Consider the following 22593-nt stretch of genomic DNA (forward strand, 5'->3'; position numbering starts at 1 on the left):
TCCTTCGTCGAAATGACAAGATTGTGGTAAATTTTTGTTGAGCTTCGAGTGAGATTCCTCGGTTCCTCGGAATGACAAACTTTGCGATGATCTTTGTCAAAGTTTTAAATTTTGACAAAGATTTATATTTTTAATTCGTGCGAATTCGTGAAATTTGCTTCGCCAGTTCGCTATCGCTCGGGTCGTGGCAAAAAAAAACTCTATTTCTGCAAATTCTCCAAATCTTCTTTCTTCGTTTTTTTCTTTTCGAAAGTTAAAACCAAAGATGGCAAAACTACCAAGTTAGCAAACATAGCAAAAACTAAAGTACAAGAAATTAATCCTCCTAAAGCAATCGTTCCGCTGAAACTTGATAAAGTGAAAGTGGCAAAACCTAAAATCAAAACGATAGAAGTATAGAAAGTACTTACTCCAGTTTCTTTTAAAGCGCTGAAAACAGATTTTTTTACTTTTCCTTTATTTTGAGTTAATTCATCTTTGTATTTCGCCATAAACTGAATTGCATTATCTACAGAGATTCCGAAAGCAATACTAAATACCAAAATCGTTGATGGTTTTAACGGAATTCCGAAATAACCCATCAATCCAGAAGTAATACAAAGCGGTAAAATATTCGTAATCAAAGAAGCCATTACCATTTTGAAAGAACGGAATAAATAAAGCATCAAAATTGCAATTGTTGCAATCGCAAAAAGCAACGATTCAATTAAGTTGTGCGCCAAATATGTTGTCCCTTTTTGGAAAACTAGTGCTTTTCCTGTAATCGTAACTTCAAAACGGTCTTTTGGGAAAATCTCGTCAATTTTTTTACGAAGTTTTCCTTCTACTTTTGCCATTTCATCTGTTCCAATATCTTTCATGAAAGTCGTGATTCTTGCATATTGTCCAGTTGAATCAACATAAGCTTTCATTAAGTTTTCTTTGCTGTTTTTGGTCGCATTTTTAGCATAACCCAAAATAAAAGTCTGCTCCTGAGAAGTTGGAAGTTGGTAATATTCAGGATTTCCGTTGTAGAAAGCTTGTTTGGCATATTTTACCAAGTTTACAACAGAAACAGGTTTTGCCAGTTCAGGAATTTCAGAAATTGTATTCTGTAATTCGTCCATTTTACGAATTGTAGCCGGTTTCATAACACCTTTTTTCTTTTTGGTGTCAATCATGATTTCTAACGGCATTACTCCGTTGAATTCCTTTTCGTAAAATAAAATATCTTTAAAGAAAGAAGCGCTTTTCGGCATTTCGCCAATCAAACTTCCTGAAACTTTCATTTGTCTAACTCCATTCAAACTTACAAGAAATAGAATAGCGTAAATACAATAAACGATTGTCTTTTTACCTTTAACGATTGTGGTAACTGTGTTTAAAAGCGTTGAAATGTAAGTCTTGTCTAAGTGATACAAGTGTTTCGCTTTTGGCAAAGGCATAAAACTGTAAATAATTGGCACGATAAAAAGTGTCAAAGTATAAACAGAAAGTACGTTGATAGAAGTTACCAATCCAAATTCGAAAAGCAATTCGTTTCCTGTAATCATCAAAGTAGCAAAACCAATTGCAGCTGTTAAATTGGTCATCAAAGTAGAATGTCCAATTTTTGAAATTACACGTTGTAAAGCTTTCGCCTGATTGTTGTGCAGTTTAATTTCCTGCTGATATTTATTAATCAGGAAAATACAGTTTGTAATTCCGATTACAATAATCAACGGCGGAATAATAGCGGTTAAAATCGTGATTTTATATCCAAATAATCCAAGTGTTCCAAAAGACCAAGTTACACCGACAATTAAAATACAGATCGAAATAAATGTAGCTCTATACGAACGGAAAAAGAAAAAGAAAATCAAGGAAACAGTCAATAAAGACGCACCAATGAAAAGTCCAATTTCACCTTTCATGTTATCCGCATTAATCGTACGGATGTATGGCATACCAGAAACCTTCAAATCAATTCCCGTTGTTTTTTCGAATTTATCGATTTTAGGAACTAAATCTTTTAAGATAAAAGTTTTTCTTTCAGCTGTATTTACAAGTGCTTTGTTCATGTAAATGGCAGAACGCACACTACCACTTTCTTTATTAAACAAAAGACCTTCGTAAAACGGAAGATTATGAAACAAGTCATATTGGACATTTTTTAAATAAGCTGGATCAAGTGCTTTGCTTTCTTCAATAAATGGTGCTAGAACAAATTTTTGATTTACAGTATCTTTTTCGAGTTTTTTTAAGTCATTCAAAGAAATAACTAAATCAACTTCTTTGGCTTTTTTCAAACCGTTCATTAACTCAGTCCAGGCGGCATAGTTTTTTGGAGTAAAGAATTTAGGGTCTTTAAAACCAATAACAATCAGATTTCCTTCTTCGCCAAACTTGTCTAAGAATTTTTGATAATCTTTGTTGGCAATATGATCTTTCGGAAGCAGGTTTGCTTCGGTATAAGTCATAGAAAGGTTTTTCCATTGATACCCTAGGAAAATAGTTAAAACAGAAAGTATAATCAGAATCGTAATTCTGTTTTTAAGTATGATTCGGGCCAGTTTTTCCCAAAATCCAACTTGAATAGTGTTTTTCATAACATCTTTAAAAAATGGATGCAAATGTAGTGAAAAGAGCTCGAAATCATAAATAATCGATTCTATTTTACTTAATGTTAACACAAATTTGAAAGTCTTCTGATTGTGATAATTTTCTTGGTTTTTATAATTTAGTCGTTAGCTTTTCTCATATTTGTGGTAAAAATGGAAACTTAAAACAAGTCACACTAAAAGAACTTTATTAAATGAATGGATTCTAAAAAAAATAAATTGCTCATTATTATTTTAAGTCTATTGTTGTTTGGAGCTTCCTTAACTCAAAATGCTATTAGTTTTAATTATAATAATGAAATTAAAGTAGCCTGATCTATTGATTATTTTTTCATGGGATCAATTGCATTTTTAGGTGGGGGTTTGTTGGAACAAATTATTTGGATGGCAAATCCTTTGAGCTTATTTGCACTTGTTCATTTTATTAAAAATAATGATAAAAAAGCTGTTCTTTCCAGTTTTTCAGCATGTTGTCTGGCAATTTCTTTTTCTTTTTGGAATGAAATATTAGGAGCAGAGAGTGGTGCAATGGCTACTATTATTTCATTAGAGTTAGGTTATTATCTTTGGGTATCTAGTATTTTGGTTTTAACAATTGGAATTTTTATTTATTACAGAGGATCATTAAAAAAAATTTGGGAGTCTTAAAAATGCAACAAAACGATACACTTATTTATATTTTCTTAGCAATTCTTTTGCTTCTAATTGTCATAATTTGCTTTATGATGTATCAGTTAATGCAGACTAAAAAAGCAAAAGAAAATGCCGAAGAGAATTTTTATGCTTTAGAATCTAAAGTAAATGATTTGCAGTTGGAAAATCTGGAATCAAAACTTAATCCGCATTTGTTTAAGAATATTTTAAATTCGATTCAGTCACATGCGTATCAGACGTATTTTGCGCTAGACAAACTAGCCAATGTTCTGGATTATATTTTATATGAAAGCAAAAAGAAATTCGTCACAGCAAAAGAAGAAATTAATTTTGCGCTGAATTTAATCGAAATCAATAAAATTAAAATCAGTCCGCTTTTTGAACTCAAAATCAAAACCAACATTAACGAAGAAGATAAGTTATACGATCAGCCTTTGCTGGCGCCTTTAATTTCGATTGATTTGATTGAAAATGCTTTTAAACATGCCGATCTTCAAAGTGCTGATGCCTTTATTTCGGTTGTTTTTGAATTTAAAGACAATACTTTTTTTATGACGGTTTCAAACAAAATCTCGGATAAAAAAGTACTTAAGAAAGAACGTAGCGGATTTGGACACGCTACTTTAGAACATCGTCTTCGAATTATTTATAAGAATAATTTCAAACTCGATAGGTTTGTAGAAAACGACATTTATATTGCTCATCTAAAAATTGATTTACTTGAATACAAAACTGAAATGCTTGCTTCTGGACGATGAGCTTCCAGGATTGACTTATTTGAAAATGCTTTGCGAGCAAATCCCAGAACTGGAAATTGTAAAGACATTTAATAATCCTGAGAAACTTTTATCTGATATTCCGAATCTGGAATTTGATCTCTTAATTTCTGATATCGAAATGCCAGGTATAGATGGTCTGCATCTGGCCGAAATGCTGGATAATAAATTAGTAATTTTTTGCACTGCCTATAAAGAATATGCGGCAGATGCTTTTAATATTGATGCAGTAGATTATATCACCAAACCGGTAAAGTTAGAGCGTCTTCAGAAAGCGGTTTCCAAAGCTTTTGAGCGTTTTGATAAAGCAGATAATTCAAAAAAGTTCATACAGCTCAATACCGATAAAGGTAAAACATTATTGTATTTTAATAAAATTCAGTACATCACGACAGCAACCAGCGATAGTCGTGATAAAACGGTTTTGTTGACTGACGGAAGTTTTCTGAATCTGAAAAATGTAAAATTCGATACGCTTTTAAATGAATTGCCTGATGCCGATTTCTGCCGAATCAATAAGAAGGAAATTGTAGCGGTAAAGGCGATAAAATTCTTTAATCACAATGAAATTTTACTTCATCATTTAGAAGAAAATAATAAAAACACAGCCTTAATTTTAAGCGAAACCTATCGTTCCGATTTTTTGAAAAAAGTAAAGCTATAACTTATTACAAAATTTTCCCGACTTGTTACATACATTAAAAATTAGCTTGAAGTTAGCTTTTTCACTTAAAATGCAGTTCTGATATTTGTTTCAATAAATCTAAAGAACGAGTTATGAATAACATTAAAAACTCATTGTTTTACATTACCATTATTGGTGGTTTTACAGCGTTAATATATTGGGTGATTTCAAAAGGCGCCTCACTTGAAGTTGGACGTAATGTTGTTAAAAAACAAATTGAAAGCAACCATTGGAATGATTTTCTGGATTCGATGATTCATAATTTGCAGCATCCTCTTGCTATTTTATTGGCTCAGATTGTCACGATTATTTTGGTAGCACGTTTGTTCGGATGGTTTTTTAGAAAAATTGGACAGCCATCTGTAATCGGAGAAATGATTGCGGGTATTGTTTTAGGGCCATCTTTGGTCGGAATGTATTTTCCGGAATTTTCGGCAGCTTTATTTCCAGTAGCATCTTTAGGTAATTTACAGTTTTTAAGCCAGATTGGTTTGATCCTTTTCATGTTTGTAATCGGAATGGAACTGGACTTGAAAGTACTTAAAAACAAAGCTCATGATGCAGTTGTTATTAGTCACGCGAGTATTGTAATTCCGTTTGCGTTAGGTTTAACTCTAGCTTATTATATCTACCATACTTTTGCTCCAATTGGTGTTGAGTTTTCTTCTTTCGGATTATTTATGGGAATTGCCATGAGTATTACTGCTTTTCCGGTTCTGGCGAGAATTGTTCAGGAAAGAGGAATGCAGAAAACAAAACTCGGAACCATTGCGATTACTTGCGCTGCTGCAGACGATATTACAGCTTGGTGTATTTTAGCAGTTGTCATTGCTATTGTAAAAGCGGGTTCGTTTACAAGTTCCTTATATGTAATTGGTTTAGCGATTTTATATGTAATTATTATGTTGAAAGTCGTTCGTCCATTCTTGAAACGTGTCGGCGATTTAAATGCTACTCGTGAAAGTTTGAATAAACCAGTTGTAGCGATATTTTTTATTACACTTTTGATTTCGGCTTATGCTGCTGAGTTAATCGGAATTCATGCTTTATTCGGAGCGTTCTTGGCAGGAGCTATTATGCCCGAAAACAATAAATTCAGAAATATTTTTATCGAAAAAGTAGAAGATGTAGCCATTATCGTTTTATTGCCTTTATTTTTTGTGTTTACAGGTTTACGTACGCAAATTGGTTTACTAAATGATCCGGCTTTATGGAAAATCACAGGTTTGATTATTGCTGTTGCTGTTGCCGGGAAATTCTTTGGAAGTGCTTTAGCAGCAAAATTCGTTGGGCAAAGCTGGAAAGATAGTTTAGCAATCGGAGCATTAATGAATACTCGCGGTTTAATGGAACTTGTAGTTTTAAATATTGGTTATGATCTTGGTGTGTTGTCTACAGAAATTTTTACCATGATGGTAATTATGGCCTTGGTGACTACTTTTATGACAGGGCCGGCTTTAGATTTTATTGGTTTTATTTTTAAAGATAAAATAACAGCTATTCCGCAGGAAATTGGCAATAAAAGTAAATACAAAATCCTGCTTTCATTTGCAACTCCTGAAAGGGGAAAACAATTGCTTAAAATTGCGAACAGTTTAGTTAAAAAACAAGGAGATAATTCGATTGTTACGGCACTGCATTTGTCATTAAGTACAGAGATTCATTCTTTTGATGTTAAAGATTATGAACGTAAAATGCTAGTTCCTGTTGTAGAGGAATCAAATCGATTGAATCAGAATATGGTGAGCATGTTTAAAGTTTCAAATGATATTGATGCTGATATTATTGATTCGGCCAACCAAGGAGAATATGATTTATTATTGATTGGTTTAGGGCAATCCATTTTTGCCGGAACTTTGCTTGGAAAAATTCTTGGATTCACAACCCGAATTGTAAATCCGGATCGTTTAATCGACAAGTTTACTGGAAAAGAAGGTTTGTTCGAAAATAATCCTTTTGATGAAAGAACACGCCATATCATTGCTAAAACCAGAATGTCGGTTGGTATTCTTATCGATAAAGATCTTGAAGAAGTAAATCAGGTTTTTATGCCTGTTTTTAGTAAAGAAGATTCATTTTTAATTGACTATGCTAAAAAGCTAATCAATAATAATGGTTCTCAGGTTACGGTTCTGGATGCAAGTGGTGAGGTTAAAAGCACACGCGAAATTCAGGAAACGATTCGTTCTATAGAACAGATTGCTCCAAATCATATTATGATTAAAAATGATAGAACGATAAAAAAAGAGTTTTTAGACGGTCAGAATTTAATGATTATAAGTTTAGACAGTTGGAAAAAACTAATAGAATCTCAAAGTCCATGGCTCAATAATACGCCTTCGGTTTTAATTATTAAACCTTAGTTTTAAATTCCAATAAATAAAATCCCAAATTCCAAAATGCAATGCGATCGGAGTTTGGGATTTTTTTTATGGATTCAGTAGAACTTTGTCAAAGTTTTATAAGTTCAAAGATTGGAATTTGGAATTTTTATATTGAGATTTTACAAACCTAGATCAAGCAAATAAGAAATTTTAACTGCAATATTGTCTTCAAATTTCAATAACTGATTTGGTCCGTAGCGATAGAATCCGGCAAGACCAAAGCCTTTGTAGATTTTGTTTAATTCAATTCCCGATTCAAAATAACCTTTGTCAAGTGTTTTGTAAGTTGGTCCAACATGTTGTTCGGGTTTTTCCATATTCCCCCAGGCCATTCTGGAAACTAAAACCAATGAAGGTCTTACTTTTTTCAGAATTGTAATACGGTCAAAACCATGTTTAATCTGGAACATTACATATTCGCTTGAGAAAAACTCATTAAAAAACATCGTTTCAAAAGCATTTCTTCCAGAAAAAGTAATACGTTGGATAACGGTTTCCTTGGTCAGGTTGTTTGGAGAAGTATTGTATAAATGTGTAATCGGAACATCGCCCATTGCTAAACCTGCTTGTAAAAGAAGACTTGTCTTTTGACGGTTCAGGTATTTCTTTTCATATTCAGCTTTAAAATCGATTTTGCTGAAAGTGAAATCATTATCGAATACATTTGGTAATGACTGGGTATATTGAAAAGTAAATCTCGGAAATCTTTTCTCCGATTCATTTCTTCCGGTTGGAGTCTGCATGAAATCGCTGAAAGGCGCCCAAACAATTGACAGCATTGCTGTTGTCATGATGTAACTTGAATACAATTTGCCATCGTGATTAAACAAATAATCAAATTTAGGTTCGATGTAATTTCTTGAAAATTCTAAAACAGCTTCAGTTTTCGGAATAATTTTGGTTTGAATATTTCCTCGCCATCCGGTATATTCGTAAAAAGTACTAATGTTAATCGGTCGTGGATCGTAAATTTTAAAAACGCGTTTGTCAACCGCAAAAACAGTACTTGCAATCTCCCGAACATCATCGGTATAATATCCATTAAACCAAGTATTGGTGTATTTGTCTAATAAAACTCCGCCTCCTAAACTGTATTTAAAAACACCATCTTTTGTTCCGTAAGCGGTATAACCTTCGATTCGGAAATTTTTAGAGAAACGATCGTTTGTAATTCCGCCCAAGCCAAGTCTAAAACCTTCGTAGTTATTATAACTGATGATCTTTTTTAAATCCAGATCAACAGGTCCGATTGGGTAAAAACCATTGATGATTTTTCGACCTATTCCCAGACGTTTCTCAATTCGATTGCTTACAGAAATACTGTCTAATAATAAATACGTTTTTTGGCTTTTTAAGTCGAGATTTTCTTTTCGATAAGCTTCCCAGAAACTTTCTGGTTTTTTGGCTGCATCGTCGTTAATTTCAATATATAAGGAAGGATTTTTGACAGAATTATTGGTGCCAATGCGAATATCGAAACTGTTACTTTCAGAAATTAGATAAGTAAAATCGGAAGCTACTTTTTTTCTGGGTTCAAAATTCTCTTCAACGTCTCCGTCAAACTGAATGGTTCCGCCCAAAATTCTGATGTCATCGTCATTTTTGCCTTTTACAATCTTAAAAGTCGTATTGCTCTGGAACCAGATTTTTTCTTTCGAATTGTATTCAAACTCATGAATACCGCTAATATCCAAAACGCCCTTAATTCGCATTACCGCTTTAGCAACAGCGAAATTTTCTCTGTCAATATATAAAACGCCTTCTAATCCAGATGCTCTTCGTTTTTGTTTATTTTTAAAATAAATCATGTAAGCGTCACGCCCTTTAATGCTTACCGTATCTAATAATTTATAATTGTAACTTGAAGGTGCTGTGTTTGAAATCGGATTTTCATATTTGGTTTCAAACAATTCGTATTTCGGATCATAAATAGAAATCGACTGGAGGTTAAAAGCCAAAACTTCGTAAATAGGTTGTTTAAAACCTGCGATTTTAGTTCCTAAAACAGTTTCTTTCAATTTTTTATTGGCAAATTGATATTGTGAAACTTTCTCTGTTTGAAACAAATGCTGTTTGTTTACGATTTCTTTGAATTTATAATCAGAAGAATCAACATTGATTATTTTTTTGCTTAAATCTTTATAAGATGCTGTAGAGTCGATTCTGCCATCAATGGAGTCCGGATTCGCTGTTACAATAAGTTTATTATAGGTTTTGTATTCAAAATTATTGAGTTTTTTCTGCGGATCATTTTGTGTTTTGGCAGCAATAACTTTTCGGATTATGGTTAAAGCCGGATTTTCATTCGAAACAATTACTTCCTTTAAATCATCCGCCTGCTGTACAAGAGAAACAGCATAAAATGTCTTGCTGTTTAATAATGCAATGGTTTTAGTCTGAAAACCAACATAAGATACTGTTAAAGTGTTGGCGGATGCACTGATTTTAAAAATGAACTTTCCATCAACATCTGTAATCGTGTTGTTGTTTTCTGAAGTGGTAATAGTAGCAAACGGAAGAGGTTTGTTATTGGAGTCGGTTACGATTCCGTTTATTTGAAATTGCGCCTGAAGAGTAAGCGTAAAAAACAAAGTCAAAAAACAAAATAGCTTCATACAGAATGATATAGTTTCAAAAACGAAAAGAATTAATTTTTCGTATGCAAAAATAGCAATAAAAAAATCCGTCTGATACAATTAACCAGACGGATTTTTTATTTTATGACAAAACTAATTACACTTTCATGATTTCAGCTTCTTTTAAAGCCAATAATTCATCGATTTTTTTGATGTAAGCGTTTGTTAGGTTCTGAACTTCTTCTTCTGCAGATTTGCAAATGTCTTCAGAAGTTCCTTCTTTTTCTAATTTTTTGATATCAGTATTAGCATCTTTACGAGAGTTACGAATACCAATTTTAGCATCTTCTGCTTCAGATTTTGCTTGTTTTGCTAAATCACGACGACGCTCTTCTGTTAATGGCGGTACGCTGATAATTACCATATCACCATTGTTCATTGGGTTAAAACCAATGTTAGCGATCAAAATAGCTTTTTCAATTGCTTGCAGCATATTTTTTTCAAATGGCTGTAATGTAATTGTTCTAGCATCTGGAACGCTGATTTTAGATACTTGCGAAAGCGGAGTTTGAGATCCGTAATAATCTACGAACACACCTCCAAGCATAGCTGGAGAAGCTTTTCCTGCACGAATATTAAGAAATTCTTTCTCTAAGTGTGCAATCGTACCGTTCATTGATTCTTCAGTACTTTCTAAAATAAAGTCTATTTCTTCAGTCATTTTTTTTTAGTTTTCAGTTTTCATTCTCAGTTTTTAGTTAATGTCTTTACGACTATAAACTTGTACTGATGACTATATATTTACTACAGTTCCTATGTTTTCGCCTGCACAGATTTTCAATAAGTTTCCGATTTTGTTCATATCAAAAACTACGATTGGCAATTTGTTTTCCTGGCTTAAAGTAAATGCAGTTGTGTCCATTACGTTCAATCCTTTTTTGATTACATCATCAAAAGAAATAAAATCAAATTTTACAGCAGATGCGTTTTTCTCAGGATCAGAATCATAAACTCCATCAACACGAGTTCCTTTTAAGATTACATCGGCGTTGATTTCGATTCCTCTTAAAACAGCAGCCGTATCAGTTGTAAAGTATGGATTTCCAGTTCCGGCTCCAAAAATTACAATTCTTCCTTTTTCAAGGTGGCGGTCAGCTCTTCTTTTAATATATGGTTCTGCAATAGATTCCATTTTTAGAGCAGTCTGCAAACGTGTTTTCATTCCTTTGTCTTCAAGAGCGCCTTGTAATGCCATTCCGTTTATAACAGTTGCAAGCATTCCCATGTAATCGCCTTGAACTCTATCCATACCAGAGCTTGCTCCCGCAACTCCTCTAAATATATTTCCTCCTCCAATAACAATTGCAATTTCTACTCCTTTATCGTGAATTTGCTTGATTTCATCAGCATATTCGCCTAATCTTTTCGGGTCAATACCGTATTGTAAATCGCCCATTAAAGCCTCTCCGCTAAGTTTTAGAAGAATTCTTTTATATTTCATGTGTGTGTTGCGTTAATTTGTGCAAATATAGACATATTCTGATTTTTAAAAATAATGTTTGCAAAAAATTAATCGAACGTCCTTTTTTAGGCTTAAAAAGCCTCTAAAAGGGATTTGTATTTTACCGCAAAGCACGCTAAGAACTTTAATCACAGCAGTGCATGTCTGCAAAAATCTTAGAGTTAAAAAATCTTGTAATTGTAACGCAAAGTGCGCAAAGTATCCGCAGAGAACACAAAGTTTTTTTGAGTAAATCTTAGATTGAAGAACACAAAGCTCAGTTTGCCCAAAGCTTTGCGAACTCAATATTTAAATCTTGCTTGCGCTCCCAATAAAAATACCTTAGCGTTCTTTGCGTTAAAAAAACAATTTAAAATTATTGTTGAATGAAATTAAGATAGACTATTAAATGTGACAAATGTCATTTCTGCATCTTTCTAAATTTTGTATTTTTATATATCTTAAAATAAAACTATATGAAAAGCATCGTAGCCAAAGCATTGTTTAATAGTCACTCTTATTCTGAATACCGAAAATTAGTAACTGATTTACTGTCTGAAGGAAAATCAACAGGAAATGAACAGTCTGAAAGTCTGACCAATTATTCTAAATTGAATGAGGCAAGAATGAACAGACTAGAGAAAACCATAAAAATTGATGAAACTGTTGCAGAGAAACTTCAAAATCTAGACAATCATTATATCTGGCTGGTTTTGTCTGAAGGTTGGTGCGGAGATGCAGCACAAATTCTTCCTATTTTAGATAAAATGGCTCATGTTTCTAATAAAAAAATCGATTTAAGAATAGTGCTTCGTGATGAAAATGATGATTTAATGAATCAATATTTGACCAATGGAGGAAAAGCAATCCCAAAAGTAATTATTATTTGCAAAGAAGCCGGAATTGTTCGCGCCGATTGGGGACCAAGACCAAAAGGAGCATCAGAATTAATGGCAAAACACAAAAGAGAAGTTGGACCAATTGATGAAAAAATAAAGACCGATTTGCAGCTTTGGTATTTGGCAGATAAAGGAATTTCTGTTCAAGAAGAACTACTGGAAATCATGGAAAATATTAAATATAACCGATTGTAATTTTTTTAATGTGTTGATAAACAAATAATTTGGTTGATAAAATTGTCTTAAAGTGTTTTTGTTTTATTACGAATTTTGTATCTTAGTAAATAGAATAATCCCACTTCTATTATAACTTTCTGATTTACTCTTTTTATTGGTGTTGTTTATTGTCTAACATTAAAAAATACACTATTATGAAAAAGTTATTTGAAAGGTTTTATGATTTCTTTTCTCAATTTTTATTTGGAGGGAAAAATGTGCCTCACTATTAATTTAAGATAAGTATGAGATAATATTACTTGTTTTAAAAAAGCCTGGCACATTACTGAATAAAAAAGTAATGTGCTTTTTTTGTTTTTTAAAGTCTTAAAAACTGATTAAAGAAACGCCAGACAAACATTTCCAATGGTTTTGTAATCATGAAGAGGAAATCCAAAATCGGCTATTTCGACAAATATTGTTCGATCATCTCTGGTAATTCCAAGTCTGGCTTTTTTGTAAGTGCCACTTAAATCGCCACGACCCAAGGCAAAACTTTTTCCATATCCAACCTGCATGGTAAGTCTGGAGCTTTCTCCAATTTTTGGACTTAATCCGAAATTAAGATAAACGGGAGCGGCAACGAGTTTTTCGTTCCATTTCCAATCCAAGCCACCGTGAATTCCTAGCGTTACCCATTGTTTGTAGTGAACTCCGTAACCCAGTTTTGAACCTAATCCGTCGGGCATTAGCCAAGGACGTCTTTCATTTTGATAACCAGGCAAATCATCATAATCTTGATTTCCGGTGAACGAAGCAGTAACATCAAATTGAATGTAAGTAAACTCTCTTTCCTGAGCAGAAAGCGTTAGATTGAAGCAAAAAAAGGTAATAATCGTGAGTAAAAAATATTTCATAAACTAGATTTTGATGCGTCTTTGCTATGAAATGGAATGGTTTCACTGGCTCAGAATTTGAAAAATAATTTGGGGAAAGATATTTAAAAAATCACGATAATTTCAAAAGCTAGAAAATATATTTTTACTGTAGACTTTCTTCAAACAAAGTAATGTCGATTGCATTTTTAACATCGTAATCGCCAATTTTAGTTCGGCGTAAAACGGTTAGATGCGAACCAGAATTCATGGCTTTTCCAAAATCATAGGCAAGAGAACGAATATAAGTTCCTTTAGAACAAACTACTCTGAAGTCTATTTCTGGCAAGGCAATTCGTGTAATTTCAAATTCGTGAATGGTAGTTTTTCTACTTTCAATTTCGATAGATTCTCCTGCGCGAGCATGTTCGTACAAACGAACGCCATCTTTTTTAATAGCCGAAAAAATAGGTGGTTTTTGATCAATTTCGCCTAAAAACTGCTTTACCGTTTCATGAATTAAAGCTTCATCAATATGTTTAGTTGGGAAAGTTTGATCGATTTCGGTTTCTAAATCGTAAGATGGAGTAGTGGCTCCAATGTAAAAAGTTCCCGTATATTCCTTTGCCTGACCCTGAAGCTCAGAAATTCTTTTGGTAAATTTTCCAGTACAAATTAATAAAAGTCCAGTCGCTAACGGATCTAACGTTCCTGCGTGGCCAATTTTGAACTTTTTTGGAAGTCCAACTTTATTAATTAAAAGGTATTTTAATTTGTTGACAGCTTGAAACGAACTCCATTTTAAAGGTTTGTCAATTAATAAAACTTGTCCGTTTAAATATTCTTCAAGTGTCATTAGATAATGGTAAGCGGGTGAATGAAAAAGTGGATCAATAATAAAATGATTCCAGCAAGGATTCTGTAATAACCAAAAACTTTAAATCCGTTTTTAGTCAAGAATCCGATGAAAGTTTTGATAGCCAAAAGTGCTACGATAAAAGCAACAACATTTCCTATAACTAGTAAACTTATTTGGTCATGAGATAATTCAAATCCATCTTTATAATAATCGTAACATTTTTTTGCTGTTGCTCCGAACATAGTTGGAACCGCCAAGAAAAATGAGAATTCAGCAGCTGTAGTTCTTGATAATTTTTGAGACATTCCTCCAACGATACTTGCACCGCTTCGAGAAACTCCTGGTATCATGGCAATACATTGGAATAATCCAATTTTAAAAGCCTGTAAATAACTAATTTCCTGAGAAGTCTCAGCTGTATTTGGGTTGTTGAACCATTCGTCTACTTTCAATAAAATAATTCCTCCAATTAAAAGTGAAACTGCGACAGTTACAGGATTTTCTAATAAGCCATCAATAAAATCACTTAATAAAAGTCCTAAAACGACTGCAGGAATAAAAGCAACTAAAAGTTTAAAGTAAAAATCAAAAGTTTGAAAGAAACGTTTGAAGTATAAAATCACAACTGAAAGTATTGCGCCAAGCTGAATTACAATAGTGAAAAGTTTAGTAAAATCATCGTGAGCAATTCCAAAAAAAGAAGAGGCGATAATCATGTGACCTGTAGAAGAAACAGGCAAAAATTCTGTAATTCCTTCAATAACAGCAAGAACAATAGCTTGTAGTGTGTTCATTTATAATAGTGGATTTTAGATTTCAGATTTTAGATTTCCCTTTCGCTTTGCTCAGGGTTACAAAAATCCTTTAATCTTTTTATTTTGATTTTTTGAATATAGAATAAATTGTGATTCCGAAACCAATTAAAACAGTTGTTGGCGCTAAACGGATACGTCTAAAGCTAAAAATATCTTCGTTAAAAACGTTTGGATCTTTACTTCCTCCACCAGACATTAGAATAAATCCTAAAGCAATAACAGCAATACCAATTAATAAAATTTTATAATTGATTCCGTCAAAAAGGAATTCCTGTTTTGTTTCTTGTAACTGTTGTTCTTTATTGTTGTTTTTCATTTTTCATTTTTTGTAAACCTTAAGCCAAGCCGTAAGTTTTGTTTTTAATAAATCTAAAATCTAAATTCAGAAATCTGAAATTAATAAAGATCGTCAGTTCTTAAATTCAGGAATCGTTGTGTTGCAAAATGCGTGCTTACCCATGTAATTAAAACTCCTAATCCGAAAACGGCTGCAAGAACCAAAACGATTAAGATTTTATCTTCTAAAATTCCTAAACCAGGGAAATTAGTTTCAACATATAATAAAAGGGCAATTAGAGCAATAATCGCTAAACCTGCACCAAGCATTCCAAGTTTTACACTTCGCATTACAAAAGGCTTACGGATAAAAGCTTTTGTTGCACCAACCATTTGCATGGTTTTAATGATGAAACGATTAGAATGTATGGATAAACGCAATGAACTATTGATTAATAAAACAGCAATTACAGTCAGAAAACCGCTGATAATCAAAATCCACATACTTACTTTTCTGATGTTGTCATTTACCAGATTTACCAATTGTTTGTCGTAAACAATGTCAGAAATCATAGCGTTTTTACGAAAACGGTTTTCGATTTTCACAATGCTGTCTCTTTCAACATAATCAGCTTTTAAGTGAATATCGTATGAGTTCAATAACGGATTTTCTCCTAAGAAGGTTAAGAAATCTTCTCCAATGATATCAGTGTGTTCTTTTGCTGCTTTTTCTTTAGAAACGTAGACGTATGAAAGTGCAAACGGAGCTCTTTTTAATTCGGTATTAAATGCTTTGACAACGCTGTCATTTGCTTCGTTTTTAAAGAAAACGGTCATTGCGATTTTTTCTTTAAAATCATCAGCCAATTTTTTAGAATTAATAATGAATAATCCTAATACTCCTAAAAGGAATAATACTAAGAATACACTTAAAACTACCGAAAAATAAGAGGAAATTAACCTGCGCTTTTGAAATTTATCAAAGTTAGAACTCATAGTCTGCTTAAATTATGTGGTAAAAATAATAAAGAATTTCTTTATTTAAAGTTATTAACGAACTTTTATAGTATAAATGTACAATTAGATAACAAATAAAAAGTTGATTTAACCGCAAAGTACGCAAAGATTTTTTAATGCTTTAGTGATATTAACGCAAAGTTCGCAAGTCTTAGTGTAAACAAAACTCAGTGAATTTTAACGCAAAGCACGCAAAGTCCCTTTTTTTGAGTTCAAGTAAGATCTAAATAGTAAGTTCGCAAAACTAGTTTGCCAGTTGCCTCCAGTTTTAAATGGAGGTTTAATTTTTAGGTAAAAGAAAGGCTTTAGCCAAACATGGGTAGTTCGGCTAAAGCCTTTTCAATATGTTGTTTTTTCATCCAGCTAAAGCTGGATGTAACTCAATTATAATAAAATCTTTGCGAACCCTTGCGCCCTTGCGGTTATTTTTTTTGGATTAATTTTTTAAAATTTCAAATTCTGAGTTTCTTTCTGAGCAAATTCTTTAATTCGTTTTTCTACTTCATAAAAAACAGTAATAGCTTTTTCTCCAGCTTCTGTCAATCGTGCGCCGCCGCCACCTTTTCCGCCCAGAAGTTTTTCGACCAAAGGAGATTCTGCACGTTGATTCATTTCTTCAACCAACTGCCACGCCTGTCGATATGCCATTTTCATTTCTTTGGCAGCATTGGTGATAGAGCCGGTTTTTCGGATATTTTCCAGAAGCCAGATTTTTCCAATTCCAAGAAAAGCGCCTTCGGTTTCTTCAATCCAAATACGGACTTCAATTTTATATTTCTTATTTTCTGCCATCGATTTTCAATGTAAATAAGTGTTTTTTATTTACAATAATACGTGTTTTTACTTAACTCAGAATGCGTAAAAATTAAATTTATTTGTTTGTCAATGAAATAGCTTTGGTACAATCTACAATAAATGTAAATTTGCGGCATAATTCACAAAGTGAGAAAACCTTAGAACCTTTGTCACTTTGCAACTTTGAACCTTAAAAAATGAAATACAATCCAAACGAAATTGAAGCCAAATGGCAAAAATATTGGGCAGAAAATCAAACTTTTGCAGCAAAAAACAATTCTGAAAAACCGAAGCATTATGTTCTCGATATGTTTCCTTATCCATCAGGAGCAGGATTACACGTTGGACATCCGCTTGGTTATATAGCATCAGATGTTTATTCTCGTTTCAAAAGACATCAAGGATTCAATGTTTTGCATCCAATGGGATACGATAGTTTCGGATTACCAGCAGAGCAATATGCAATTCAGACAGGGCAACGTCCAGAAGATACAACTCGTGTAAATATTGACGGTGGAGTAGATAAGGAAGGAAAACAAATTGCAGGATACAGAAAACAATTAGATAAAATCGGATTCTCATTTGACTGGGCACGTGAAGTGCGTACGTCAAATCCAGATTATTACAAACATACACAATGGATTTTTATCCAATTATTTAATTCTTGGTATTGCAAAAAACAGGGAAAAGCTTTTGATATTTCAGAGTTGGTAACTGTTTTTGAAGAAAGTGGAAATGCTTTAGTGGAAGCTGTATGCGACGATAATGTACAAATTTTCACAGCTGACGAATGGAATTCCTATTCAGAAGATCGCAAAGAACAAATCTTGTTACAATATAGATTAACGTATTTGGCAGAAACAGAAGTAAACTGGTGTCCTGGTTTGGGAACTGTTTTGGCAAATGACGAAATCGTAAACGGAGTTTCTGAGCGTGGAGGATTTCCTGTTATTCGTAAAAAAATGACACAATGGAGCATGCGAATTTCTGCTTATGCAGAGCGTTTGCTTGATGGTTTAAATGATATCGATTGGAGTGAATCAATCAAAGAATCGCAAAGAAACTGGATTGGGAAATCGGTTGGGGCGATGGTTACTTTTAAAGTGAAAAATCACGATGAAGTAATTGACGTTTTTACCACTCGTCCAGATACTATTTTTGGAGTAACATTTATGACTTTGGCACCAGAACACGATTTGGTTGCTAAAATTACAACTCCGGAACAAAAAGCAGAAGTTGAAGCATACATCGAAAAAACGTCTAAACGTTCTGAGCGCGAGCGTATGGCCGATGTAAAAACGATTTCTGGAGTATTTACAGGGGCTTATGCAGAACATCCTTTCACAAAAGAACCAATTCCGGTTTGGATTGGAGATTATGTTTTGGCAGGTTACGGAACAGGAGCGGTTATGGCGGTTCCTTGCGGTGACGAAAGAGATTATGCTTTTGCTAATTTCTTTAAAGGTCAAAACGGAATGCAGGAAATTAAAAATATTTTTGCCAATGTTGATATTTCTGAAGCTGCTTACGGATCAAAAGACAACGTTGAAATCGCAAATTCTGATTTCTTAAACGGATTAAATTATAAAGAGGGAACTAAAAAAGCAATCGAAAAATTGGAAGAAATTGGTCAGGGAACTGGAAAAACCAATTACCGTTTGCGTGATGCTGTTTTCTCTCGTCAGCGTTATTGGGGTGAGCCATTCCCAGTTTATTACGTGAATGGACTTCCAAAAATGATTGATGTGCAGCACTTGCCAATTATTTTACCAGAAGTAGAGAAATATTTACCAACTGAAGACGGATTACCGCCATTAGGAAACGCCGCAGTTTGGGCTTGGGATACCAACCAAAATAAAGTTGTGAATACCGATTTAGTAGACAATGTTTCGATTTTTCCTTTAGAATTAAACACAATGCCAGGTTGGGCGGGAAGTTCATGGTATTGGATGCGTTACATGGATGCTCACAATGAAGATGAATTTGCAAGTAAAGAAGCTTTAGCTTACTGGGAAAGTGTAGATTTATACATTGGAGGAAGTGAGCACGCAACAGGTCACTTATTGTATTCTCGTTTCTGGAATAAATTCTTAAAAGATAAAGGTTTTGCTCCAACTGAAGAACCATTCAAAAAACTGATTAATCAGGGAATGATTTTAGGAACAACGGCTTATGTTTACAGATTAGAAGGAACAAATACTTTTGTATCTAAAAATAAAATTGGCGATCAAAAAGTACAGCCAATTCGCGTTGATGTTAATTTCGTTAATTCTTCTGATGAATTAAATATCGAAAAGTTTAAAGCTTGGAGAGAAGATTTCAATACAGCTGAATTTATTTTTGATGAAAACGGAAAATACATTGTAGGTCGTGAGGTTGAGAAAATGTCGAAATCATACTATAATGTAGTAACGCCAGATGATATTTGCGCAGAATATGGTGCTGATACATTACGTTTGTACGAAATGTTCTTAGGGCCATTAGAACAAGCAAAACCATGGAATACTGCTGGTATTTCAGGAGTTTTTGGTTTCCTTAAAAAATTATGGAGATTGTATTTTGATGATAACGGCTTAATCGTAAACAACGACGAACCAACAAAAGACAACTTGAAATCATTACACAAAACCATCAAAAAAGTAGCAGATGATATTGAGAATTTCTCTTTCAATACTTCGGTTTCTCAGTTTATGATTTGTGTAAACGAATTGTCTTCTCAAAATTGTCATTCAAGAGCGATTTTAGAGCCGTTAGCGATTCTGGTTTCGCCTTACGCGCCACACATTGCTGAAGAATTATGGTCACAATTAGGAAACACAACTTCAATTTCTGATGTTGCGTTCCCAATTTTTGAAGAAAAACATTTGGTTGAAACCAATAAAGAATATCCAGTTTCTTTCAACGGAAAAATGCGTTTTACAATCGAATTGCCTTTGGATTTAACCAAAGAACAAATTGAAGAAATCGTTATGAAAGATGAAAGAACACAAAAACAATTAGACGGTAGAACGCCAAATAAAGTGATTATTGTTCCTGGAAAAATAATTAACCTTGTTGGTTAATAATCTTTAAATTCCAAATATGAAAATCCCAAATTCCAATTGTTGGAGTTTGGGATTTTTTATTTTTTTTCCGCCACGAATTCACGAATTTTTATTCAATTAATTCGTGAATTTGTGGCGGAAAATTACCCGAATCAGTTTGGAATTTGGAATTTTAATATTGGAGTTTTCCCCGAAAACATTGGGATTTGGATTTTTTTTTATTGAAATTTTAAAAAAGATTGTAACATTTTAATAGTTGTCGTATCAAAAGCATGGATCCGATTTAATTAACAACTTAAAACTATTAAAAATGAAAAAGTATATCATCTTAATTATTGCCTTTTTATTCTCAGCTTTATGCTTAAATGTTTTCGGACAAACCAAACAATTTCCGTTTGAAGTTTTAAAAACAGGAAGTGGGGATCAATCTATTATATTTATTCCTGGTTTTGCTTCTTCTGGAGATGTTTGGAATGAAACCAGAGCTACATTCGAAAATCAATTTACTTGTTATACACTTACAATGGCAGGTTTTGCGGGTAGAAAAGCACAACCCAATGCTTCATTTGAAAACTGGAAAGCGGGAATTGCCAACTATATCCAAGAGAATAATATCCAAAAACCTATTTTAATTGGTCACAGTATGGGCGGCGGACTGGCACTTGCCATTGCAGCCGATTATCCAGATTTGATCAGCAAAATTGTAATTGTTGATGCGCTTCCGTGTTTGGCTGCTGTTACAGATCCTACTTTTAAATCAAAAGAAAACAACGATTGCTCTACGGCAGTAAACCAAATGACGGGAATGACGAATGATCAGTTTTTAGATATGCAAAAACAAACCATGCCAAGGCTTTTGCAAAATCAATCTAAACTGGATATGGTGGTAGATTGGAGTGTGAAATCAGACAGAACTACTTTCGGGCAAATGTTTTGTGATTTTTATAATATTGATTTAAGAGACAGAATTGCACAGATAAAATGTCCAGCTTTAATTTTATTAGAATCTTATTTTATAAATTTAAAACCGACTATCGAAGATCAGTATAAGAATTTAAAAACGGCTAATTTTCAATATGCTACAAATGGTTTACATTTTATTATGTACGATGATACCGCTTGGTATTTAGGACAATTAAGTACTTTTTTAAAATAATAAAAATGGAATTTGAACAAATCTACAAGACCTATTGGGATCGAATTTTCAGGCTTTGCATGGGTTTTGTAAACGATTATGATGCTGCACAGGATTTGGCTCAGGAAACTTTTATAATTGTCTGGCAAAAACTGGAAACTTTTAGAAATGAATCGGCGATTGGAACTTGGATTTTTAGAATTGCTTCTAATAATTGTCTAAGACAAATTGAAAAGCAGAAACGATTTCCAAAATCGGAACTTCCTGCTCATCTTTCAGAAGAAAAACATTATTCAATAGAACCGCAGATTCAGTTTTTATATAAATGTATTGCAGAGCTTCCGGAAACCGATCGTATCATTATTTCATTAGAATTAGAAGATATTAAGCAAGCTGAAATTGCTAAAATCGTAGGGCTTTCAGAAGCAAATGTAAGAGTGAAAATTCACAGAATAAAAGAAAAACTGACTCAAAAATTTAAAGAAAATGAACAACGATAACAATATGGATTTTAAAGATTTATGGAAAAAACAAACCATAAGTCAGCCCGATATGAAAGATTTATTAGAAAGGGTAAATACATTTAAAAAAGCAGCTTTACGCAGTTTATTGATTGTAAATATTCTGCTTTTTGCAACAAGTGCATTTGTCATTTTTATCTGGATTTATTATCAGCCACAATTTGTTTCGACCAAAATCGGAATAATCGTAACGATTCTGGCTATGATGCTTTATGTGTTTGTGTATAATAAATTGTCGGGCGAATATAAAAATATCGATTCAACACAAACGAATCATGAATATTTACACAAACTGATTGTCATTAAAAAGAAACAGCAATTTTTACAAACCAAAATGATGAGTTTTTATTTTGTATTTCTAACCATTGGAATTTGTCTGTATATGTATGAATATGCGAGTAGAATGTCTCTTTTGGGCGCAAGTCTTGCGTATGGAATAACTTTGCTTTGGATGTTTTTTAATTGGTTTTACATCCGTCCGAAACAAATTAAAAAACAGCAGGAGAAAATAAATAGTTTGATTGAAAAATTCGAAGAAATCAACAATCAGTTCGAGTCATAAAAAAAAGAAGCTTCGTAAAATCCCCTACGAAGCTTTCTTTTACCAAAAACAGAAAATCTAAATTCTAAAATTTATAGATTATTGAGGAAAAACATATGGTGTAAGAGGTAATACAATTATACCATCACTTGTTGCTGTTGCAGTTAGTTCATTTTGTAGTTTTCCGCCAACATAAATTTTTCCTGTAAGTGTTTGTCCAGCAGTACCTCCGTATCCACTAGCGTTTATTGATGCTCCAAGAGATTTTGCTTCAGCTGTAAATTCTTTAGTCCAAGGAAGTTTAGTAATGTCTTCATTTAATACATTTCCTCCTTTTTCAAAGTAAGTAGTAGAAAGAGTTCCTGTATAATTTCCAGTTATTTCATATTTAACGTCTCTTGAATTAGTTCCAGATCCTTTATCGTCATCGCTGCTGCAAGAAGCAAATGTAAATACAAGAGTCAGCATTAGCATAATTTGTTTCAATTGTGTTTTCATGTGTAAT

At 33.1% G+C, this 22593-nt stretch carries 20 protein-coding genes; 9 read left to right on the forward strand and 11 right to left on the reverse strand.

The window, feature by feature from the left end:
• Nucleotides 1–200 precede the first annotated feature (200 nt).
• Nucleotides 201–2567: an efflux RND transporter permease subunit gene (locus NQQ59_RS18955; protein WP_144221557.1), complete on the reverse strand. Its 2367-nt coding sequence runs from the start codon at nucleotides 2565–2567 to the stop codon at nucleotides 201–203.
• Nucleotides 2568–2912: 345 nt separating this feature from the next.
• On the opposite strand from NQQ59_RS18955, the gene NQQ59_RS18960 reads away from it, so the two are divergent.
• The 4 genes from NQQ59_RS18960 (at nucleotide 2913) to NQQ59_RS18975 (ending at nucleotide 7057) form a co-directional block, all read left to right on the forward strand.
• Entirely contained in the window at nucleotides 2913–3227 is a 315-nt protein-coding gene (locus tag NQQ59_RS18960; RefSeq protein ID WP_144221559.1) for a hypothetical protein, read from the forward strand.
• Between the two features lie 2 nt (nucleotides 3228–3229).
• Nucleotides 3230–3991: a sensor histidine kinase gene (locus NQQ59_RS18965; RefSeq protein WP_144221561.1), complete on the forward strand. Its 762-nt coding sequence runs from the start codon at nucleotides 3230–3232 to the stop codon at nucleotides 3989–3991.
• Nucleotides 3954–4673, forward strand: coding sequence for a LytR/AlgR family response regulator transcription factor (locus tag NQQ59_RS18970; RefSeq protein ID WP_144221563.1), 720 nt, complete (start codon nucleotides 3954–3956; stop codon nucleotides 4671–4673). Before NQQ59_RS18965 ends, NQQ59_RS18970 begins: the two co-directional genes overlap by 38 nt.
• A 113-nt stretch (nucleotides 4674–4786) precedes the next feature.
• Nucleotides 4787–7057 (forward strand): cation:proton antiporter, encoded by a 2271-nt coding sequence (locus tag NQQ59_RS18975; RefSeq protein WP_144217206.1) that lies wholly within the window; start codon nucleotides 4787–4789, stop codon nucleotides 7055–7057.
• 140 nt (nucleotides 7058–7197) lie between these two features.
• Here the strand turns inward: NQQ59_RS18975 and NQQ59_RS18980 are convergent, their stop codons facing one another.
• From NQQ59_RS18980 to pyrH, 3 genes are all read right to left on the reverse strand, one after another.
• A complete protein-coding gene (locus tag NQQ59_RS18980; protein ID WP_144217209.1) occupies nucleotides 7198–9693 on the reverse strand; it encodes a DUF5686 family protein in 2496 nt (831 codons plus the stop codon).
• A gap of 118 nt (nucleotides 9694–9811) precedes the next feature.
• Nucleotides 9812–10375, reverse strand: a complete 564-nt coding sequence (gene frr, locus NQQ59_RS18985; RefSeq protein WP_144217211.1) for a ribosome recycling factor — start codon at nucleotides 10373–10375, stop codon at nucleotides 9812–9814.
• A gap of 72 nt (nucleotides 10376–10447) precedes the next feature.
• The gene (gene pyrH, locus NQQ59_RS18990) at nucleotides 10448–11155 is read right to left on the reverse strand and encodes a UMP kinase (protein WP_144217214.1); all 708 of its coding nucleotides are present in this window, start codon (nucleotides 11153–11155) and stop codon (nucleotides 10448–10450) included.
• A gap of 476 nt (nucleotides 11156–11631) precedes the next feature.
• Here pyrH and NQQ59_RS18995 point away from each other — a divergent pair, with 476 nt between their 5' ends.
• A complete protein-coding gene (locus tag NQQ59_RS18995) occupies nucleotides 11632–12249 on the forward strand; it encodes a thioredoxin family protein (RefSeq protein WP_144217216.1) in 618 nt (205 codons plus the stop codon).
• Nucleotides 12250–12608: 359 nt separating this feature from the next.
• Here the strand turns inward: NQQ59_RS18995 and NQQ59_RS19000 are convergent, their stop codons facing one another.
• From NQQ59_RS19000 to NQQ59_RS19025, 6 genes are all read right to left on the reverse strand, one after another.
• Nucleotides 12609–13127 carry a hypothetical protein gene (locus NQQ59_RS19000; protein WP_144217218.1) on the reverse strand — a complete coding sequence of 173 codons (519 nt, stop codon included), beginning with the start codon at nucleotides 13125–13127 and terminating at the stop codon, nucleotides 12609–12611.
• Nucleotides 13128–13251: 124 nt separating this feature from the next.
• Nucleotides 13252–13941 (reverse strand): tRNA pseudouridine(55) synthase TruB, encoded by a 690-nt coding sequence (truB, locus tag NQQ59_RS19005; protein ID WP_144217220.1) that lies wholly within the window; start codon nucleotides 13939–13941, stop codon nucleotides 13252–13254.
• The gene (locus tag NQQ59_RS19010; protein WP_144217223.1) at nucleotides 13941–14738 is read right to left on the reverse strand and encodes an undecaprenyl-diphosphate phosphatase; all 798 of its coding nucleotides are present in this window, start codon (nucleotides 14736–14738) and stop codon (nucleotides 13941–13943) included. Before NQQ59_RS19010 ends, truB begins: the two co-directional genes overlap by 1 nt.
• Before the next feature lie 79 nt (nucleotides 14739–14817).
• Entirely contained in the window at nucleotides 14818–15075 is a 258-nt protein-coding gene (locus tag NQQ59_RS19015; protein WP_144217225.1) for a DUF3098 domain-containing protein, read from the reverse strand.
• 80 nt (nucleotides 15076–15155) lie between these two features.
• Nucleotides 15156–16031, reverse strand: a complete 876-nt coding sequence (locus NQQ59_RS19020; RefSeq protein WP_144217228.1) for a cell division protein FtsX — start codon at nucleotides 16029–16031, stop codon at nucleotides 15156–15158.
• Nucleotides 16032–16496: 465 nt separating this feature from the next.
• A complete protein-coding gene (locus NQQ59_RS19025; RefSeq protein WP_144217231.1) occupies nucleotides 16497–16844 on the reverse strand; it encodes a winged helix-turn-helix domain-containing protein in 348 nt (115 codons plus the stop codon).
• Nucleotides 16845–17044: 200 nt separating this feature from the next.
• Between NQQ59_RS19025 and leuS the strand changes: the two genes are divergently transcribed.
• From leuS to NQQ59_RS19045, 4 genes are all read left to right on the forward strand, one after another.
• The gene (gene leuS / locus NQQ59_RS19030) at nucleotides 17045–19909 is read left to right on the forward strand and encodes a leucine--tRNA ligase (RefSeq protein WP_144217233.1); all 2865 of its coding nucleotides are present in this window, start codon (nucleotides 17045–17047) and stop codon (nucleotides 19907–19909) included.
• Nucleotides 19910–20201: 292 nt separating this feature from the next.
• Entirely contained in the window at nucleotides 20202–21047 is an 846-nt protein-coding gene (locus NQQ59_RS19035) for an alpha/beta fold hydrolase (RefSeq protein WP_144217236.1), read from the forward strand.
• A 5-nt stretch (nucleotides 21048–21052) separates the two neighbouring features.
• Nucleotides 21053–21526 carry an RNA polymerase sigma factor gene (locus NQQ59_RS19040; RefSeq protein WP_144217239.1) on the forward strand — a complete coding sequence of 158 codons (474 nt, stop codon included), beginning with the start codon at nucleotides 21053–21055 and terminating at the stop codon, nucleotides 21524–21526.
• The gene (locus NQQ59_RS19045) at nucleotides 21513–22109 is read left to right on the forward strand and encodes a hypothetical protein (protein ID WP_144217242.1); all 597 of its coding nucleotides are present in this window, start codon (nucleotides 21513–21515) and stop codon (nucleotides 22107–22109) included. Before NQQ59_RS19040 ends, NQQ59_RS19045 begins: the two co-directional genes overlap by 14 nt.
• A 78-nt stretch (nucleotides 22110–22187) precedes the next feature.
• On the opposite strand, the gene NQQ59_RS19050 is transcribed toward NQQ59_RS19045, so the two are convergent.
• Nucleotides 22188–22586, reverse strand: coding sequence for an MmpS family transport accessory protein (locus tag NQQ59_RS19050; protein WP_144217245.1), 399 nt, complete (start codon nucleotides 22584–22586; stop codon nucleotides 22188–22190).
• Nucleotides 22587–22593: the final 7 nt, after the last annotated feature.

It is taken from the genome of Flavobacterium panacis, from assembly GCF_024649945.1.
Classification (GTDB): domain Bacteria; phylum Bacteroidota; class Bacteroidia; order Flavobacteriales; family Flavobacteriaceae; genus Flavobacterium; species Flavobacterium panacis.

Bases quoted from the DNA above. Each gene is read 5' to 3' on its own strand.
- NQQ59_RS18955 (WP_144221557.1), bottom strand. From the start codon at position 2,567: ATGAAAAACACTATTCAAGTTGGATTTTGGGAAAAACTGGCCCGAATC.
- NQQ59_RS18960 (WP_144221559.1), top strand. From the start codon at position 2,913: ATGGGATCAATTGCATTTTTAGGTGGGGGTTTGTTGGAACAAATTATT.
- NQQ59_RS18965 (WP_144221561.1), top strand. From the start codon at position 3,230: ATGCAACAAAACGATACACTTATTTATATTTTCTTAGCAATTCTTTTG.
- NQQ59_RS18975 (WP_144217206.1), top strand. From the start codon at position 4,787: ATGAATAACATTAAAAACTCATTGTTTTACATTACCATTATTGGTGGT.
- NQQ59_RS18980 (WP_144217209.1), bottom strand. From the start codon at position 9,693: ATGAAGCTATTTTGTTTTTTGACTTTGTTTTTTACGCTTACTCTTCAG.
- frr (WP_144217211.1), bottom strand. From the start codon at position 10,375: ATGACTGAAGAAATAGACTTTATTTTAGAAAGTACTGAAGAATCAATG.
- pyrH (WP_144217214.1), bottom strand. From the start codon at position 11,155: ATGAAATATAAAAGAATTCTTCTAAAACTTAGCGGAGAGGCTTTAATG.
- NQQ59_RS18995 (WP_144217216.1), top strand. From the start codon at position 11,632: ATGAAAAGCATCGTAGCCAAAGCATTGTTTAATAGTCACTCTTATTCT.
- NQQ59_RS19000 (WP_144217218.1), bottom strand. From the start codon at position 13,127: ATGAAATATTTTTTACTCACGATTATTACCTTTTTTTGCTTCAATCTA.
- truB (WP_144217220.1), bottom strand. From the start codon at position 13,941: ATGACACTTGAAGAATATTTAAACGGACAAGTTTTATTAATTGACAAA.
- NQQ59_RS19010 (WP_144217223.1), bottom strand. From the start codon at position 14,738: ATGAACACACTACAAGCTATTGTTCTTGCTGTTATTGAAGGAATTACA.
- NQQ59_RS19015 (WP_144217225.1), bottom strand. From the start codon at position 15,075: ATGAAAAACAACAATAAAGAACAACAGTTACAAGAAACAAAACAGGAA.
- NQQ59_RS19020 (WP_144217228.1), bottom strand. From the start codon at position 16,031: ATGAGTTCTAACTTTGATAAATTTCAAAAGCGCAGGTTAATTTCCTCT.
- NQQ59_RS19025 (WP_144217231.1), bottom strand. From the start codon at position 16,844: ATGGCAGAAAATAAGAAATATAAAATTGAAGTCCGTATTTGGATTGAA.
- leuS (WP_144217233.1), top strand. From the start codon at position 17,045: ATGAAATACAATCCAAACGAAATTGAAGCCAAATGGCAAAAATATTGG.
- NQQ59_RS19035 (WP_144217236.1), top strand. From the start codon at position 20,202: ATGAAAAAGTATATCATCTTAATTATTGCCTTTTTATTCTCAGCTTTA.
- NQQ59_RS19040 (WP_144217239.1), top strand. From the start codon at position 21,053: ATGGAATTTGAACAAATCTACAAGACCTATTGGGATCGAATTTTCAGG.
- NQQ59_RS19045 (WP_144217242.1), top strand. From the start codon at position 21,513: ATGAACAACGATAACAATATGGATTTTAAAGATTTATGGAAAAAACAA.
- NQQ59_RS19050 (WP_144217245.1), bottom strand. From the start codon at position 22,586: ATGAAAACACAATTGAAACAAATTATGCTAATGCTGACTCTTGTATTT.